This is a genomic window from Martelella sp. UBA3392, assembly GCF_002358775.1.
Classification (GTDB): Bacteria; Pseudomonadota; Alphaproteobacteria; order Rhizobiales; family Rhizobiaceae; genus Martelella; species Martelella mediterranea.
Window position 1 is genome coordinate 11,811 of record NZ_DEPM01000309.1, and the last position, 16,818, is coordinate 28,628.

The following is a 16,818-nucleotide window of genomic DNA, read 5'->3' on the forward strand; positions in this document are numbered from 1 at the left end:
GGGAGACCAAAATGAAAACGAAAAAAAGCATGCAGGCCGAGAACACCATCCCGGCGGGATATACGCTCGATTATGTTTCTGGCAGGCAGATCAAGGAAACGAAAAAGGAGCTGGTCCGGCAGCGGGTGGTTCGCGCCTTGATCCACGAATACGGGTTCTCACCGGAAGACATGGAGCTGGATTTCTCGATTGGCGGGCGAAAGAGGGTGGACGTGGCCATCTTCCACCACGGTAAGGAACACGCCATCGAGAATCTTGGCCGCGCCGTGATTTGTCGCCAGGAGCCGAACACCGGCAAGAATGCAGTGCGCATCCGCGACTTCGAGCAGGCTGCTAAGGACCTTGACGAAATCGAGACCATCATGCGCGAGGTCGATGCGGTTCAGTACGGCCTGTGGACCAATGGCCTGGAGTTCTTCTTTGTCGAGAAGGAGCAAAAGCGCTTTGAGACCAAGTGCAACCCCATCGGCGACTGGCCGTTGGCCGAAGAGTCGGTCGGCACCAAGGAGGTCATCTCCGATGCCCACACCCGCGTCGCCGACAACGAGATGCTCAAGATTACCTTCCGCCGTTGCCACAACTTCATCCATGGCAACGAGGGTATGCCCAAGGACGCCGCCTTCTGGCAGTTCCTCTATCTGATCTTCTGCAAGATGCACGATGAAAACCTACGTGCCAAGCAGCGCCAAGCCTGGCAACGCCGCTTCTGGGCAGGCCCGAAAGAGCAGTTCGACGCACATGGCCGCAAGGCGATCCGCGCGCGTATCGAGGAACTCTTCATCGAGGTCAAAAAGCAATACAAGAACATTTTCCGGGGCAACGAGGAGATTACTCTGTCCGACCGGGCGCTGGCCTTTATCGTTTCTGAATTGGCCAAGTACGATTTCACCCGGACGGATGTCGATGCCAAGGGTGTGGCCTACCAGGAATTGGTGGGCGTCAACCTGCGCGGCGACCGTGGCCAGTATTTCACCCCCCGGGGCGTCGTGAAGCTGGTGATTGAAATGCTCGACCCCAAGGAGAACGAGACCCTGCTGGACCCGGCGTGTGGTACAGGCGGCTTCCTGGTCGCTACGCTGGGGCACATGCTGAAGAAGTTTCGGGAAGAGCAAAACACCCAGGCCGGAAACGAGGACACCACCGAATTCCTGAATGTCCACGAACGGTTAAAAGAGTATGCCGCCGCCCAGCTCTTCGGGACCGACTTCGATCCCTTTCTGATCCGTGCCGCGCAGATGAACATGGTGTTGGCAGGTGACGGCCGTGGCCACATTTACAACGTCAATTCCCTGGAATTCCCGCTGGGGCATCTGGCCGATCTACCTTCCGCCAAGAAAGAAATTCCGCTCGGGTCGGTGGATATCGTTGCCACCAATCCTCCGTTCGGCTCGGACATCCCGATTACCGATAAGCACATTCTGGAGCAGTACGAACTGGCCCATAGCTGGGAGCCGGATGGTGAAGGCGGTTTCCGCAACACCGGCGTGCTCAAGGGCAGCGTCGCGCCAGAGATTCTTTTCATCGAGCGCTGCATCAAATGGCTCAAGCCAGGCAAGGGCCGCATGGGCATCGTCCTGCCCGACGGTGTTCTCGGCAATCCAGCGGCAGAATACATCCGCTGGTGGGTCATGCGTGAAACCCAGGTGCTCGCCTCCGTTGACCTGCCGGTGGAAGCCTTCATTGCCGAAGCCAACGTCAATATCCTCACCAGTCTGCTGTTTCTGCGCCGTAAGGATGACCAGGAAAAACATCGTGAGGCCTTGGGCGGTGCCGAGGAATACCCGGTTTTCATGGCTGTGGCCGACAAGGTTGGCTTCGACCGCCGTGGTAACAAGCTCTACAAGCGCACGCCGGACGGCGAAGAGATCGTTGAGCCCAGGCAGTATACCGAGCGCATCCGCATCGGTGGGCGCTTCGTGGAACGGACCCTGACCCGCAGTGAAAAGATCGAGGACAACGATCTGCCGGTGATTGCCGAGAAATATCGCGAATTTCTCCATGAGCACGACGGGCAGACTCTCGTTAAGAAACGCTCACCTAGCCGGATCAACGATCGGCCCCAGAAGAAGGTGGCAAGCAAATGAGCGATGAAAACGACAACATCGCTGATGCCCCGCAGGATTCAGCCGAAGAGAGCGGCCCCGATAATTTTTTCATCGACATCCTGACCGGCAACAAGGAGAGCGCCTCGGCCAGGAAGCTGCTGGTGCAGAAGGTTCTGCGCCAGCTCATCGAGAGCTACGGCTTTGACCGGAACGATCTGGAGATCAACTACAACCCGCAGATCCCCGGCCAGGGGCGCAAGCGCATTGACATCGCGATATTCCGTCCCGATGCCGAGCACAACAACGACAACCTGCAGCGGATCATCGTCTGCAAGAATCAGAAGAAGCGCGACAAGCTCCGTTCCATTGCTGAGGCCGATGCTGACCTGCGCGAGTTGAAGGAGCTGCTGGAACTGATCCCCGGCGCGACATTGGGCATGTGGACCAACGGCCAGGAAGAGTTCCTGTTCCAGGTGGAGCGCACCCGCTTCGAGGTCCGAGCCAAGCCACTGGGTGTCTGGCCGGTGCCAGGCGAACGCACCACCGATCTCGACCGCACCGGCGGCGTCATTCAGGTCAGCGCCGAGGCGGAGGATTTGGAAGATGCCTTGATGCGGTGCCACCGGTATCTGAACCGTAACCTCGGTCTCGACCACAAAGATTCCTTCAAGCAACTGGCCGTGCTGATGCTGGCCAAGATTCATGACGAGACGTTGCCCGCCGGCGAGCGCAAGTTCTGGATCAAGGGCGACGAGCCTTTCACCGATGCGGGCCAACAGGCCGTTGCGCAGCGCATCAACGAGTCCATTGCCGCCGCCAAGGCCTGGCAACCGAACCTGCTGACCCGCGGCTGGGATGTGACGCTGGAACCCCACGAGACCGCTCGAGTGGTGATGGAACTGGCCCGATACTCCCTGAGTGAAACCCAACCCCGCTACCGTACAGGGGCCTTCCGTGCGGTCGCCCGGAGCGTGATGGACGGACGTGAGGGCCGCTACCCCACGCCACTCAACGTCGCCGAAATGGCGGTGGAGATGCTCGACCCGCAACCCGGCGAACGCATCATGGACTGCTCCAGCGGCACCGGCACTTTCCTGGCTATGACCGCCGCGCACATCTTCAAGAAGAAACTGGCGGTCATGGGCACCACGCCTGAAGAGGCCACCAACGAACAGATCCGCCAGGCGCAAAACGAAACCGCCGCATGGGCGGCCAGCAATGCTCTGGGCTGCGACATCGATCCCTTCCTGGCCGTGGCCAGCCGCATGAACCTGCTGTTCACCACCGGCAATCCAGGCCGCGTGTTTCGCATCGACGCCCGCACTTTCCCGGATGGTGATCTTGATGGCATCGAGGCCGCTCGCCCGGCTATAGCCCTGGGCAGCATGGATGTGGTTCTGCTCAATCCATGGTTCTCCACCCAAGACACGGTGAGCGACACCTCCATCCTGGAACGCTATGACCTGGGCAACAACTGGGAGCGCGACGAGGAAGGCGGGTTCCGCAACACCGGCAATCTGAGCACCGGCGGTGTGCCACCCGAGGTGTTGTTCATTGAACGTGCCTTGCAGTGGGTAAAGCCCGGTACGGGCCGCGTTGGCATCCTGCTTCCCGACGGTTTACTGGGCAATCCGAGCGATGAATACGTGCGCTGGTGGATTCTGCACCACTGCGAGGTCTTGGCCTCGGTTGACCTGCCGGTGGAGCCGTTCAAGGTCACCGTCAAAGAATATGGCCTGACGCCCGCCTTGCCCAGCCTTCTGGTGCTACGCCGTCGCAGCCAAGAGGAATTGATCAACACCGAGCACCCGGAATACAAGGTCTTCATGGCCGTGGTGGATCGGGCCGGTGTCGATGCTCGGGGCAATCTCCTGTTCCAGCGAGCCCCGGATGGTGAAGAACTGGTCTTCGACGAGGAAGTGATCGAGCGAGTTCGCGAAGGTGGCGAAGTGGAAATCCGCCGAACCACGCGCCGTAACCGCCGCATTCATGACGAGCTGCCGCTGGTTGCAAAGAAATATAAGGAATTCCGCGCGACCGGCGAGGTGATGTTATGAGTAGAAAATTCCAAATAAAAACTGTCCCAAGTAGTTGGATCGAGAAACAAGGGCGTCGCCTTGATTGTGGGCCGTATATGTCGGGTGCAATGGAGGCCAGAGAACTCCTGCACCAGCTCACTGCGAGAAAAGACCATCTGCAAGACCTGACCAAGGGTGGTATTTCTGGGATTATAAACGCGGGTCGTATTACCCGCCTGTGGGTAGACGATAGTCAACATGGCTACCCGTTTTTATCGAGCACTGACATTCTTCAGGCTGACCTCAGCAACATCAGTCACATTGCAAAATCGGTTGCGCACCAGAACAGTCAGCTCCTAATCAGGGATCGTTGGACACTCATCACACGATCCGGTTCAATTGGGCGAATGGCTTATGCTCGCGCCGATATGGACGGAATGGCATGCACTGAGGATGTTTTGCGTGTCATTCCAGACGAGAATAAGGTCAAGTCTGGCTACATATACGCATACCTCGGCACAAGATTTGGCCTACCCATCGTAACCTCAGGAACCTACGGCTCTATAATCACGCACTTAGAACCGCATCACATTGCTCATCTGCCGGTGCCACGGCTTGGCGAGGTAGAAGACAGCGCACACGAGCTCGTTCAGGCGGCAGCTGACCTCCGGTCAGAGGCTTCGAAAGTGATAGAAGCCAGCACAAGTGGGCTCTTAAAGGAGCTTAACCTACCGGCGTTAGAGTATTCGGATGTGAGCCAGCTAGGATGGTCAAGCGTTTCGTCTGCGAATCTTAAACGACGATTGGATGCTCCATACCATTCTCCCGCGGCTCTGGAGGCCGAAGCCGCCATCAAGAACGGCCGCTATTCTTGTGAACGGCTATCGACAGTTGCCGAACGGCTTTTCAAGCCACCAATATTTAAGAGACTTTGGGTTGATGACGAGACCTACGGCCGCCAGTTCATCAGCGGGACCGATGCTTATCTTTATGAAGCAAACGAGCCGCGCTTTGTGAGCAGCCGCACTCCGAATTTTGAGGAATTTATTGTCAAAAGGGGCTGGGTAATATTTCAAGCTGCAGGGCAAATCTATGGTCTGTTTGGGCGACCACTTTTTGTTTCGGGCTGGCTTGAAGATATTTTCTGTGCAGATGATCTGTACCGGATAGTTCCGAAAACCGAGGTAGATGGTGCTTTCATCTACCTGTTTCTAAGGACACCGCATGGGCAGGTGCTGATCAAAAGGCAAGCCTCTGGAAATAGCATCCCACGCGTATGGGATCCTCACATGGCTGAATTTGAGCTGCCATGGCCAGACGAAAGCGTTCGTAGGCAACTAGCCGGTCCGGTCGTAGGAGCACACGATCAAATCGCAGAAGCTCTCGAGCTAGAACGGCAAGCCGTTCAGCTTGTCGAAAGAGCGATAGAAAACGGGGCTCGCTGATGGCGAAGGTCATACCTATCGGGCAACCCGCGAACGAATCTGAACGCCAGGCCATCGGTTTCCTTCGGGATCATCTGCCTGATGGCTGGCTGATCTTCCACAATTTCGAAATGCGGCAGCGGGAGGAGGTTTTTGAGATCGACATCGCCATCCTCGCGCCTCATGCGGTTTACCTGGTGGATGTCAAAGGAACGCGGGGCAACATCGATGTGTATGGCTCCAAGTGGTATCCTGAAGGGCGGCAGCCGTTCTTCTCGCCGCTAGCCAAGCTGCGCAGCCACGCCAAGACCATGGCCACCATCATCCGGGAGAGCAATACCGGCCTGATTGAGCTGCGCAAGGCGCATGTACATGCCACAGTGCTGCTCACCGCCAATGATGCCGCCGTGTTCGACCAGGCGAGCATCGATAGTCCGGACGTGACCGACTTAAAACACTGCCTGAAATACTTCCGCGATGCGAGCCGCATTCCTGACAACCGTCTGGATAACATCACACGCATTCACTCCCAAATTGCGAAAACGATCACGGGGAAAGCCAAACCGAAGAGCGCGGCGTTGGTGTTCCGCGATTGGCAGGTAGAGGAGAAACTCGGAGGTACCGACCGCTACACTGAATACCGCGCTAAGCACAATCTGTTGGGCAAGAGCGGCGGCATGGCGCGGCTGCGCGTTTATCAGGCGGACCCCTACCAGGACGCGGCCGCCCGTAGGGAAGAGTTCAAGAAGATCAGCAACGCCTATCGCGCAGTGGCGCACATGCCGACCCACGTCAACGTGTTGGCGGTGAAGGATCTGTTCGTCTCCGACGATGAAGATATGGTGGTGCTGGTCACCGAGGATTTGCCCAGCCAAGCCCTGCGCCTGCACATCAATAAGGCCTCCCTGGCGCTGACTTTTGACCAGAAGCTCCAGGTGATGCGCGACGTGCTGTCGGCCCTGGACCATGCGCACCGGCATGAGGTGATCCACCGCAACCTTACCCCGGACGCCATTCTGGTGACCAAGGGCGGTCAGGCCCGGGTAACTGGCTTCGATTTCGCCCGGGTGGGCAAGAACCGAACCTCCACCGTCGCCGATCAGGTGGTGGATGATCTGGATGCCGCCTATCAGGCCCCGGAGTGCTTTAAAGATCCGGCCCAGGCCAGCATCGCCTCCGATCTGTATGCCGCCGGGCTGGTCTTATATGAGCTGCTCACCGGCGAACTCCCCTTTGAAAGCGTCGACCAGATGATGGAGGCCGACGGCAAGTTCCCCATCAAACCCTCGGAGCACAAGCCGGACCTGCCCAAGGGGATTGATGAGTGGTTGCAGAAGTTTTGCGAGTTCGACCCCGAGGAACGACACACCAGCGCGGCAATCGCCCGCAAGGGCCTGGATGACCTGATCCTGCCCGAGGCCAAGAATGACTCCGCCCAGGATGTAAGCGGCCCGACCGTGGCGCAGCCACAACTTCCCGATGACCTGACGAACCTGTCGCAAGATTTCGTCCTGGCGGATCGCTTCCGCGTCCAGAAGAAGCTGGGCAGTGGTGGGTTCGGCGTCGCCTACAAGGTGTTCGATTCCCTGGGCGATGTGGTGCGGGTCATCAAGCTGGTGACCAAGGACCGGCGCAGCGTGTACGAGAGGCTACGCCGAGAATACAAGACCCTGACCAATCTGCCCGATCATCCGCATGTGGTGAAGGTGATCTGGGCGGATCGTATGGCCGACGCCAAGCAGACGCCGTACATCGTCTTTGAGTATGTGGAAGGTCTGGATGTCTCGGATCTGATCGATGCTGAGGCGCTGTCGCTGGATGACGCCGTGCGCATTGTGCGGGAGGCCGCCGAGGGGCTGACCCATCTCCACAGACACGGTGTTTACCATCAGGACGTCAAGCCCTCCAACCTGCTGTGGACTGATAAGGGTGTCCGCATCATCGATTTCAACGTCGCGGTCTCCGAGAACGACGAGGTGCAAGGCGGTGGCGGCACGCGCCGCTACCTGCCGCCGGATTACGATTATTCCAACGAGCCGGATGCCTCGGATCGGATAGACCGCGACCTCTATGCCCTGGGCATCTCCTTCTACGAATGCCTGACCGGTAAGTATCCTTTCGACGACCCCACGCCGCCGATCAAGACTCAGCCCAAGGATCCCAAGCAGTTCAAAGGCTGCGCCGACCTCAGCTCATCTCTGATCGATGTACTGGTGAAGATGATCGCGCCGGAGCGCAAGGATCGCTTCGCATCAGTCGATGAGTTCTTGATCGCCATGACCGAGGTCAAGCGCTTGCGCTCAGTGCTGACGACCGGCGAGATTGGTGCCGGACCCAAGGTGGTGTCCAAGCTGGGCTTTGAGCCGACCAGGCCCAACACCAACCCCTTTGTCACCCACCTGCTGACCCTCTACAGCCAGAGCCAAGTATCCAACGCTGGCACCCGTGGCCTCGACGAAGTTGGCAAGGCGACCTATGTGCCGACCTATCTGGACGAGAAGCTCAAGCCCGCGCTGCTCAAGGGCGAGTTCCGCCTGGTGATCATCAGCGGTAACGCCGGCGACGGTAAGACGGCCTTCATTCAGCAGTTCGAGGCCTTTGCCGAGAGCAAGGGCGCGCAGATGCAGCGCGGAGCGAATGGCGCTGTGTTCCAGCTTAAGGGGCATACCTACCAGAGCAACTACGACGGCAGTCAGGATGAAGGGGACGAGCGCAATGATGCCGTGCTGCAGAAGTTCTTCGCCCCCTTCGCAGGCAGGGACGCTTCCAGTTGGCCCGAGAATCAAACCCGGCTGATCGCCATCAATGAGGGTCGTCTGATCGATTTCTTCCTGGAGCACGGGGAGGAGTTCCCGCGCCTCTCCAAGCAGATCCAGCAGGGATTGGCCGGAGCCGCACCGGAAGGCGGTATCGCGGTCATCAACCTCAACCTGCGCTCGGTGGTCGCCGAACCAGAGGAAGGTCAGCCTTCGATTCTGGAGCGGCTGATTGCCCGCATGACGCAGCAGGAATACTGGCAGGCCTGCGAGAATTGCGACCTCAAGGGCAAGTGCTTTGCCTACCATAATGCCCGGACCTTTCAGGACCCGGTTGCCGGTCCCAAGGTGATCGAGCGCCTGAAGATGCTCTACACCATTACCCACTTGCGCGGGCGACTGCACATCACCATGCGCGACCTGCGTTCGGCATTGGCCTTCATGCTGGTGGGCACCCAGGACTGCGACGGCATTCACCAGCTCTATCAGAACGGCGGTGAAGAGACCCAGAATCGCATCCTTGACGGTTTCTATTTCAACTCGTGGCTTGGCGGGGCGGAAGGCTCCAATGACCGGCTGATTGCCTTGCTGCGCGAGATCGACGTTGCCGAAGTCAGCAACCCCGATCTGGACCGCGAGCTTGGCTTCCTCAATCCCAAGACCAAGGCCATGAGCCGCTTTTCGTTCGCGGAGCGGGCCGGATATGACAGCGAACTGGTGGAGACGCTATTCCGCAATCTGCCTCGCGATTACTCGTCGAAGAACCGTGCTCGATTGATCGCCAAGCACCGAAATTACCTCTCGCACATGCGCCGCCGCCATTTCTTTGAGCGACGCGACATGGGCTGGAAGGAAATGCTGCCTTACGGAAGCATCGATCCCTTCTTGGATGCCATTGAGCAGCCGGGCGCGAAAAGCGCCGATGAGGTAACCGCCATTCTTCGGGCCATCAACCGGGGTGAAGGTCTGAGCGATCCGGCGCGGCTGGGCAACCAGTTGGCGCTGCGTGTTCGCCATGTGGATAAGGGCACCATCCGCAGTTACCGCCTCTTTGACGGCGACCATTTTACGCTCCGCACCGAGCAGGAAACGGCGGCTCATCCTTTCCTCGAGTGCCTGTCTCAGGCGCTGGTGCTTCTTTACGACTCCGGCGACGGGCACAAGGCCAACCTGCGCATCAATCTCGACATCTATGAAATGCTGATGCGGCTCAACAACGGCTACCGTCCCAGCATCGAGGAGCAGGAAGGTTTCTACCTGAGTCTGGCGGTCTTCAAGAATGTTCTATCGGCCGCTCCCTATCAGGAGGTGCTCCTCACCGAAAGCGGCTTCGAATTCTTCCAGATCCGGCGCGACGACAAAGGCATCCTGCACCTGGGAAAAGTGAGCAGGAGGGCTAAAGCATGAGCATCAAAGGCAGAGACAAGGAGTTCCGCACGCCCAAGACGACTTACGTCGATTTCAAGCACATCGAGATGGATCGTGTGCTGACCATGCTCTTTCCCCGGCTGAAATATGATGGTTATGCCAGCCGACGCCCACCCCGTGGCAGCGACCTGACCGTTGAAGAGTTCATGGAGGACTTCCTTGAGCATCCCGAATGGTTTGCGGGCTTTGATCGCTTTCCACAGGTGGTACACCGCTGGATCGAAACCGATCTGATGGATGTGGTTAATCGGGGCAAAGCCAATCAGGCCGTGGCCGCACCGAGGCCGCTGCATGGCAATACCTATAAGTTTCGTAATGCCAAACACACGCGTGATTACGGCGCTGCCGAGCAGATCTACTGGATGCTTTTCTATGCCCGCAAAGGCAAGGGCCAAGCTGCGCGAGATGCTTTGAAGCGCTTCTTCTTCCCGGGAATCGACCTGGTGACGGACCGCTACGATCCCAACGCATCCGTGGACGTGGAAACACAGGCCATCCTGCGTCTGGATCATCAGGTCACCCAGGACATGAAGGACTCCAAAGAGCCCTCACGCTTCCAGCCGCTGTGTATCGGCCAGGCCGATATTATGGCTGACGACCTTCTACGGCTTCTAGCCTATGAGCCCTATATTCCGCGTTCGGTGCTGGTGGATTACCTCAAAACCCTGATGGCATTCCATCTGGCGCTTTACCACCTCAAGCTGTTGCAGATACTGCCCAAGCTGGTGAAGCAGCGCTCGGATAACGCGCTGGAGAGTTCGCCTGATCCCGTGTCGCTGGTCGTGGACATGGGGGATGTCAACAACCCGCATATGGCAGAGCTGGCTCGCAAGTCCGCTGACCGGCTCTATCGTCAGATACCGGCTTTTGTGCAGGCTAATTTCGTCGTCAAGAAACTCGATGAGATGGCGGAATACCTGGGTAAAAAAACGGGCAAGCTGGCTACACCTGGGGGCGGCGTGTTCACCGTTGGCGATCTGGTATCCCTGCTGAAGCCCGAGCACGACGCGGAGCGCCAAGCCTACTTCAAATTCCGCCTGGCCAGCCTGATCGAGGAATCGACCTCCGGGAACGAGGACGTCGATCCGGAGATTCGGGAAGTCACTGGTATGGGCCTTGGCGAGTTCGAATCCTTCATCGAAATCCTGATGGCGTATCGCGGCAAGTATCACCGCCAGTACATCACTGAGTGTCTGGACTCTCTGCTGCTGAAGAACAAAGAGAACGGCCTGCTGGCCCAATCCCGAACCAAGGGAAGTCCTCGGCGATTTGTGCTGGGAAGCAAGCTGCTTGAAGTGCTGCTTCAGGTGGCTGTGCTCACCCAGGATGGGGGGCGTTTCGTGACCCGTGAGGTCCGCATCGAGGAGTTGCTGGCCTTTTTGAGAAACCGCTACGGCCTTCACATCGACCGGCTGCCGATCGGTGCCCAGGCCAACAGCAGCATCCTCGACAGACGCGCCCTGCGCCTCAACCTCGAAGCCTTCAAGCGACGCCTGCGTGAAATCGGGTTCTACGAGGACTTGTCGGACGCTTACGTGACCCAAAAAGTATCGCCCCGCTATGCAATTGAGAGAACTGACGGAACAGATAAGAACGGTAGGCATGCATGAGTAACGCGTTCACTCAGCTTCCCCAGGATAAACTAAACGCGGCGGTTGCTGGTGTGCTGTGCCCCCGTATCGAAGCAATCTTGGGGGATCGTGGCCCCGGCCACTGCATGCGCGTCACCGATCTAGACGACGACATAATGGAGTCGGTCTGCAAGGAACTGCGCCGAACCCGGCCCGACGGAAACATCTTTATCCTCGGCAGCCATGACCTGGAGGGCCACCCCTTCCGAGTCACTTCCACAAAACTGGTGGAACTTCGTAATCCTGACGTGAACGGCGAGCTACGCCAGCCTTTGCTGGTCTTCATACCGACCTCGCTCCGCACCAGCGCCGAGGATTCTTTTGGCGTGGCGACGTTCGAGGAACTGGCTTTCACCGGCATTTACGAGGACCTTATCAACTCGCTGCTTGACCGGCTCCCGGCAACACTGGTCGGCCATGTTCGTGATCTTTTGAGCATCCTCACGGAGGAGGAATGGCTGTTTGCCGACGCTGTTTCCCGCGTGCGGTATCTGCTCACCGCGCTCGAAAACGGGATTGACGGAGAAACCCTCGGGGCCAGCCTGTATGAATTGACGTTGATTCCAGACTTCAAACTCTTTGCCGATCTCGGGATGGTCAATGGCATGATCCGCCGCAACCTCGGCAGTGTCCGCGGTTTGATGACTTCGCACAAGTCGGTTCGTGGTCGCATCGCCGATCTGGGGCTTAGCGACGAGGCATTGGAGTCGCGCCTGTTCACCTACTTTGAAAAATACGATGTCCAGGAGCCCGAGTTTTGGACGCCGCCCATCGCGACCGACAAGAGTTCGTGGAGCATTTCTTTCGACAAATGGACGTTCCAAGAAGAGCTTTCGCTGGACCAGGTTCTTCTGACGGTGCTGGAGACCGACTTGCCGGTCGTTCAAGAGGATGAAACCGACGACCAACTCTCTGGTCTCATCGGGCAACAGGTTCTGGTCCCGAACGACCGCCGTAAGATGAACGTGGTGTTCGACGTTAACCCTCACCCCGGCAAGGTCAGCGGGCTTGACCATTTTACGGTTCAGATTGTTTCGCAGAATGACGGCCCGGTTGGAAAATCCAAAAAGGTCAAAGCCTGGACGCCAAACCGCCTGCAATGCACGACCAACCTGGCCAAACTCAACAAGATCGAATTCGAGGAGGGATGGCATTTCATCCGTGTCTTGCCTTGGACGGCCGATGGCGACCCGGTTCCGTTGGAAGCGGATTCCGCCTCCGAGGGCGCTAAACGCTCTTACGAGAGCGAACCTTTCTACGTCCTGCCCGGTGGCAACATTGAGGAAGAACCACCGCAACGCGCTATACCCATTGAGCGGAGCCTGGAGCATGCACGTTTCCGGCTGCAACTGACTGCCCTGGGCGATGAACGCGATCCCGATGATATCGCCATCAGTGTTGTCGCATGGGCCGAAGGGGGGCGTTCCAAGAAAACTTCCCGCCAGGAAACCTTGCACGCAAAATTCGGTCGTGAGGGCGCTGTTCAGATTCCGCTTTCGCGTATGCTCAAAACCATCGAGCAGCGCATCTTGGCGGAGCCCAAGCACCCGTCAGGCTGGCGAATGCAGATCAACCTGGATACCGCCGAGCCACCCTCCGAGGTCGGACTCACGCTGCCATCTTCTGCCGCGATGGCTTCCTTCCTGGCTACCCGCGAAGAGTTTTTTGAAGCGGTGCGCAAAGACGCTGCCGAGCTGATCATGCAGGGGCTGTCGTTCCGGGACTCGGAAAAGGAATGCCTCGCGTATGCTGAAAGCTACCTTGACTTGGTCAGGAACCTCATCCGTCAGGCCGAGACGACTTCCAGTGCCGAGCGTCAGCAACACCTGCAAGCGCTCAGAAATGTGCTGGCCGTTGATTCCATTCATGTCATCTTGACTGACTTCCGCGGAAGGCATCGCGAGGCTGTGTTGGTCTCACCAACCCATCCGCTCCGTGCCTTGTGGCTGAGCAGTTGGGTCACCCTGGGCAAGGACTGGATCGAGAGAATCAAGGCAGGTGGGAAAGATCACATTCCTCAAGTCCGTTCCGCGCTGTTGGATGGCCTTGTGCCCTCGGCCTACCCGGTCGGTATTCCCGTAGAGGATGGCCGCATTTTCACTCCGGTGGACAACCTGAATGCGTTCTGGGCGCTCTACGCCCCGACCACCGAGGAGAATTCCCGTGGTCTGATGGCGGAGATCTGTTCGGCCCTCGGCTTGGCCGAGCCCTCTGCGGCGGGAACCGATATTTCCGGAAAGGTCATTGCGGACAAGATAGAGCGCTATCTCTCTCAGCATCCGTATGTGCGAGAGCTATCCCTGAACATCTTCAACCCCGGGGCCGGTTCGGTGATAGCGGAGGCCCTGATATCGCTCCAGCAAAAGCGTGAGCATGCCGATTTGCGCTATGACATCCGCCTCTTTACCACCGATCCTGACTCGCCGGTTTTGGGTGAGGCGCTTGAATCCATGGTCCGTCCTGGAGCGACGGTAAATGACGCAGCCGACGCGTTTGCGACTTCAACTGGCAGCCATCTGTTTTCCAAGCTGAACTTGGCCAAGCACGCGCTGAATGAATTCCATGCAAATTCCAAGGAGTTTCCGGCGCACATCAGCGTTCTTTTGGATGTGTTCCCCGCCGAGGAGCTTTCCATTGCCGAGAGGCCGATGGGAGTGACTCCGCTGCATGGGTTGATACAGGATTTCGACACCGAATTCGTTGATGATGATTCGGGTACCTTCTGGAATAAGCGGCCGATTGTCGGGCGCTCCCTGGGCGCGAACAACCACGCTGCGTGTTTCGATTTGCTGTCGTCCCTGAGCCGCCACCTCTGTTTTGCGACCTCAGCGGTTGCTGCTTCTGGTGCCAGTTTCAAAGCCGTACCCGTCGTGACACTTGGCCTCGATGTGGTCCAACGAGAACTGATCTACGAGGTTCACCAGATCAGCGATTGGGTGTTCACCATCGACCGAAATATGGGGATTGAGTTTTTCGACCATGGCGGCCGGAAGAACAGACCGGACTATCTGATTGACTATGTGCCGGGAGCCAGCTCCCAAGCGACACATAACCTGATCATCTCTTCGCGCTCGAACGATGAGTTGGAAGCCATGCTGAAGCCGGTACTGCTTGAGCACGGCTTGTCCGCCGACGGCGAGCAGTCGGTTCAGATACTGGCGAACCTGCGCTCGCTTTCGGGTCAGCTCGCCCTGAAACTCATTTCCGCACGCACGCAACAGGCGGAGGCTCTTGGCCTGGCACTGGCGCGGCTCTATCTCGAATATCAGGGCGCGTTGAGCAATCAGGTCATTGTGCCGCTGGACGCACACACGGACCTCTATCGCTCAAGCGGTGAGTCAGACGACGTCAACGATGCCATCAGCCTGCAACGCACCGACTTGGGGTTGTTCGACTTGGATCTGAACGCCAGGACGATCACCTGCAACCTGATTGAGGTGAAATGCTATTCGCAGGTGGGCGACTTTGCGGCCTTCAACCAACTGAAGGAGCGGATTTCTGCCCAAATCAATCAGAGCGAGCGCATCCTCCAGCGCCACTTTGATCCGGCCCTGAAGAACCCGGATCGACCGGATAGGTTGCTCAAGAGCCGAGAGTTGGCTCAGATCCTTCGTTTCTATCTGGAGCGCTCCCTGCGTTACGGGATCTTTGATGCGACTGCCGCGCAAGAAGCGCGAGGGTTACTTGAATCCATCGAGCAGGGCTACTCGCTTCAGTTCAGACGCTGCGCCCTGATCTTTGACTTCGACAAGACTGGAACCGAAGCCCCGGACAATGAGGTGGGCATTGAATTCCACCGCATCGGCAAGGATCTCATTCATGGCTTGCTAGAGAACTGCCGCAAGCCTGTTTCCGTCGAGATTGAGGAAGAACCGACCGCGCACCTCCTAAGCGAGCAGTTTATACCGAACGTGCCGAAGCTCGAGACAGCCGCTTTCATCGCACCCAAGAGAGCCCGGTCAACGTCCTGGACGGTGGATGAGCTCTGGGACGAAGATCCAGAGGCACCAATCACCCAGCCAACACCTCCTGCCGCAGAGGAAACACCTTCATCTGCCCAAGCGGAGAAGGAAGAACAGGCGGAACCTGTCGAGCAAGCACCGCGACCTTCCACCATTGCGCCTGAAGAGAAAAAAGAAGACGGACAGCCCGACGCCGTTGCTGTTGAACCGGAAGAACCTGTTCAACCCGAGTTTGAAGCGCCAGAACATCCGGCATCCGAGCCTGCGCCTCAAGCCGAGGTCAGCTATGACATCGTGCTGGGCGTAATTGGTGACTCACCCCAGTACGGATTGCTCGGAGAGGTTTCCGGCAGAAAGATTGCCCTGGACCTTAACCACACCCACACGATCAGTCTCTTTGGGGTTCAAGGCGGCGGCAAGAGCTACACCCTTGGAACAGTCATTGAGATGGCCTCTATGCCACTTCAGCACATCAATGTACTGCCAAGCCCGCTCGCCACAGTCATTTTCCATTACAGCCCGACGCAGGATTATGCGCCGGAGTTTACCTCGATGATCAATGCCAACTCGGTGGATGAAGAGATCCGCATCCTTCGTGAGCGTTACAAGGCCAACCCGGAGGCCCTAAAGGATGTCCTGATTCTTACCCCAGCCAACAAGGTGGATGATCGCCGGGCCGAGTACCCGGATATCGAGGTTAAGCCGATTGCTTTTTCTGCCTCCGAACTCAAGGCGGCGCACTGGAAATTCCTGATGGGAGCGATTGGCAGCCAGAGCATGTATATGCGGCAAATCAATCTCATCATGAGGGGGTTGCGGGATAACCTGACCTTAGATGCCCTGCGAGCAGGCATCGATAACTCTGGTCTGTCCGATCACCTGAAAGAGCTGGCTCAGACGCGTCTACTGTTCGCCAGCGAATATATCGATGATAACCAGAGCCTCCAGGATCTGATTCGCCCAGGCCGGTTGATCATTGTGGATCTGCGAGATGAATACATCGAAAAGGACGAGGCCCTCGGCCTTTTCGTGGTAATGCTGCAGATTTTCTCGGAAGCAACCTTTCAGGGAAGCGCCTTCAATAAGCTGGTGGTTTTCGATGAAGCCCACAAGTACATCGAGAACGATGACCTGGTTTCCGGCCTGGTAGAGGTTGTCCGTGAGATGCGACACAAGGGAACCAGCATCATGGTCGCCTCTCAGGACCCGCCATCGGTCCCGGTCTCGCTGATCGAGCTGTCTTCACAGATCATCATGCACAAATTTAACTCGCCCGCCTGGCTGAAACACATCCAGAAGGCGAATGCCGCCCTCGGCGAGCTGACCTCCGACAAGATGAGCCATCTCGGTACCGGCGAAGCCTATGTGTGGTCGAGTAAGGCCTCGGACGACTCATTCACGCGGGGCGCAGTGAAGATCAAGTGCCGTCCTCGCATCACGCAGCATGGTGGCAGCACCAAAACGGCCATCGGACGCTAGTAATTTCACTGTATGTACGCTTAGGCCTGCTTCCGCATCTCCGCGATAGTGGACCTGTCCTGTAGCGCGTCGAGT

At 57.8% G+C, this 16,818-nt stretch carries 6 protein-coding genes; all 6 read left to right on the plus strand.

All coding sequences use genetic code 11. The features are described 5' to 3' along the window. Positions 1–11 precede the first annotated feature (11 nt). From mads2 (B4E36_RS24040) to mads8, 6 genes are read left to right on the plus strand one after another with little or no spacing between them, the layout of a single operon-like run. Complete coding sequence (gene mads2, locus B4E36_RS24040) at positions 12–2,084, plus strand: methylation-associated defense system DNA methyltransferase MAD2 (RefSeq protein ID WP_292057551.1); 2,073 nt, start codon at positions 12–14, stop codon at positions 2,082–2,084. Further along, the gene (mads2, locus tag B4E36_RS24045; protein ID WP_292057553.1) at positions 2,081–4,102 is read left to right on the plus strand and encodes a methylation-associated defense system DNA methyltransferase MAD2; all 2,022 of its coding nucleotides are present in this window, start codon (positions 2,081–2,083) and stop codon (positions 4,100–4,102) included. Before mads2 (B4E36_RS24040) ends, mads2 (B4E36_RS24045) begins: the two co-directional genes overlap by 4 nt. Continuing rightward, positions 4,099–5,508, plus strand: coding sequence for a methylation-associated defense system restriction endonuclease subunit S MAD5 (gene mads5, locus B4E36_RS24050; protein WP_292057555.1), 1,410 nt, complete (start codon positions 4,099–4,101; stop codon positions 5,506–5,508). Before mads2 (B4E36_RS24045) ends, mads5 begins: the two co-directional genes overlap by 4 nt. Then, a complete protein-coding gene (gene mads6 / locus B4E36_RS24055) occupies positions 5,508–9,650 on the plus strand; it encodes a methylation-associated defense system protein kinase MAD6 (RefSeq protein WP_292057557.1) in 4,143 nt (1,380 codons plus the stop codon). The genes mads5 and mads6 overlap by 1 nt, the downstream gene beginning before the upstream one ends. Then, the gene (mads7, locus tag B4E36_RS24060; protein ID WP_292057558.1) at positions 9,647–11,281 is read left to right on the plus strand and encodes a methylation-associated defense system protein MAD7; all 1,635 of its coding nucleotides are present in this window, start codon (positions 9,647–9,649) and stop codon (positions 11,279–11,281) included. Before mads6 ends, mads7 begins: the two co-directional genes overlap by 4 nt. Then, positions 11,278–16,743, plus strand: coding sequence for a methylation-associated defense system ATP-binding protein MAD8 (gene mads8 / locus B4E36_RS24065; RefSeq protein ID WP_292057560.1), 5,466 nt, complete (start codon positions 11,278–11,280; stop codon positions 16,741–16,743). Before mads7 ends, mads8 begins: the two co-directional genes overlap by 4 nt. Positions 16,744–16,818 lie beyond the last annotated feature (75 nt).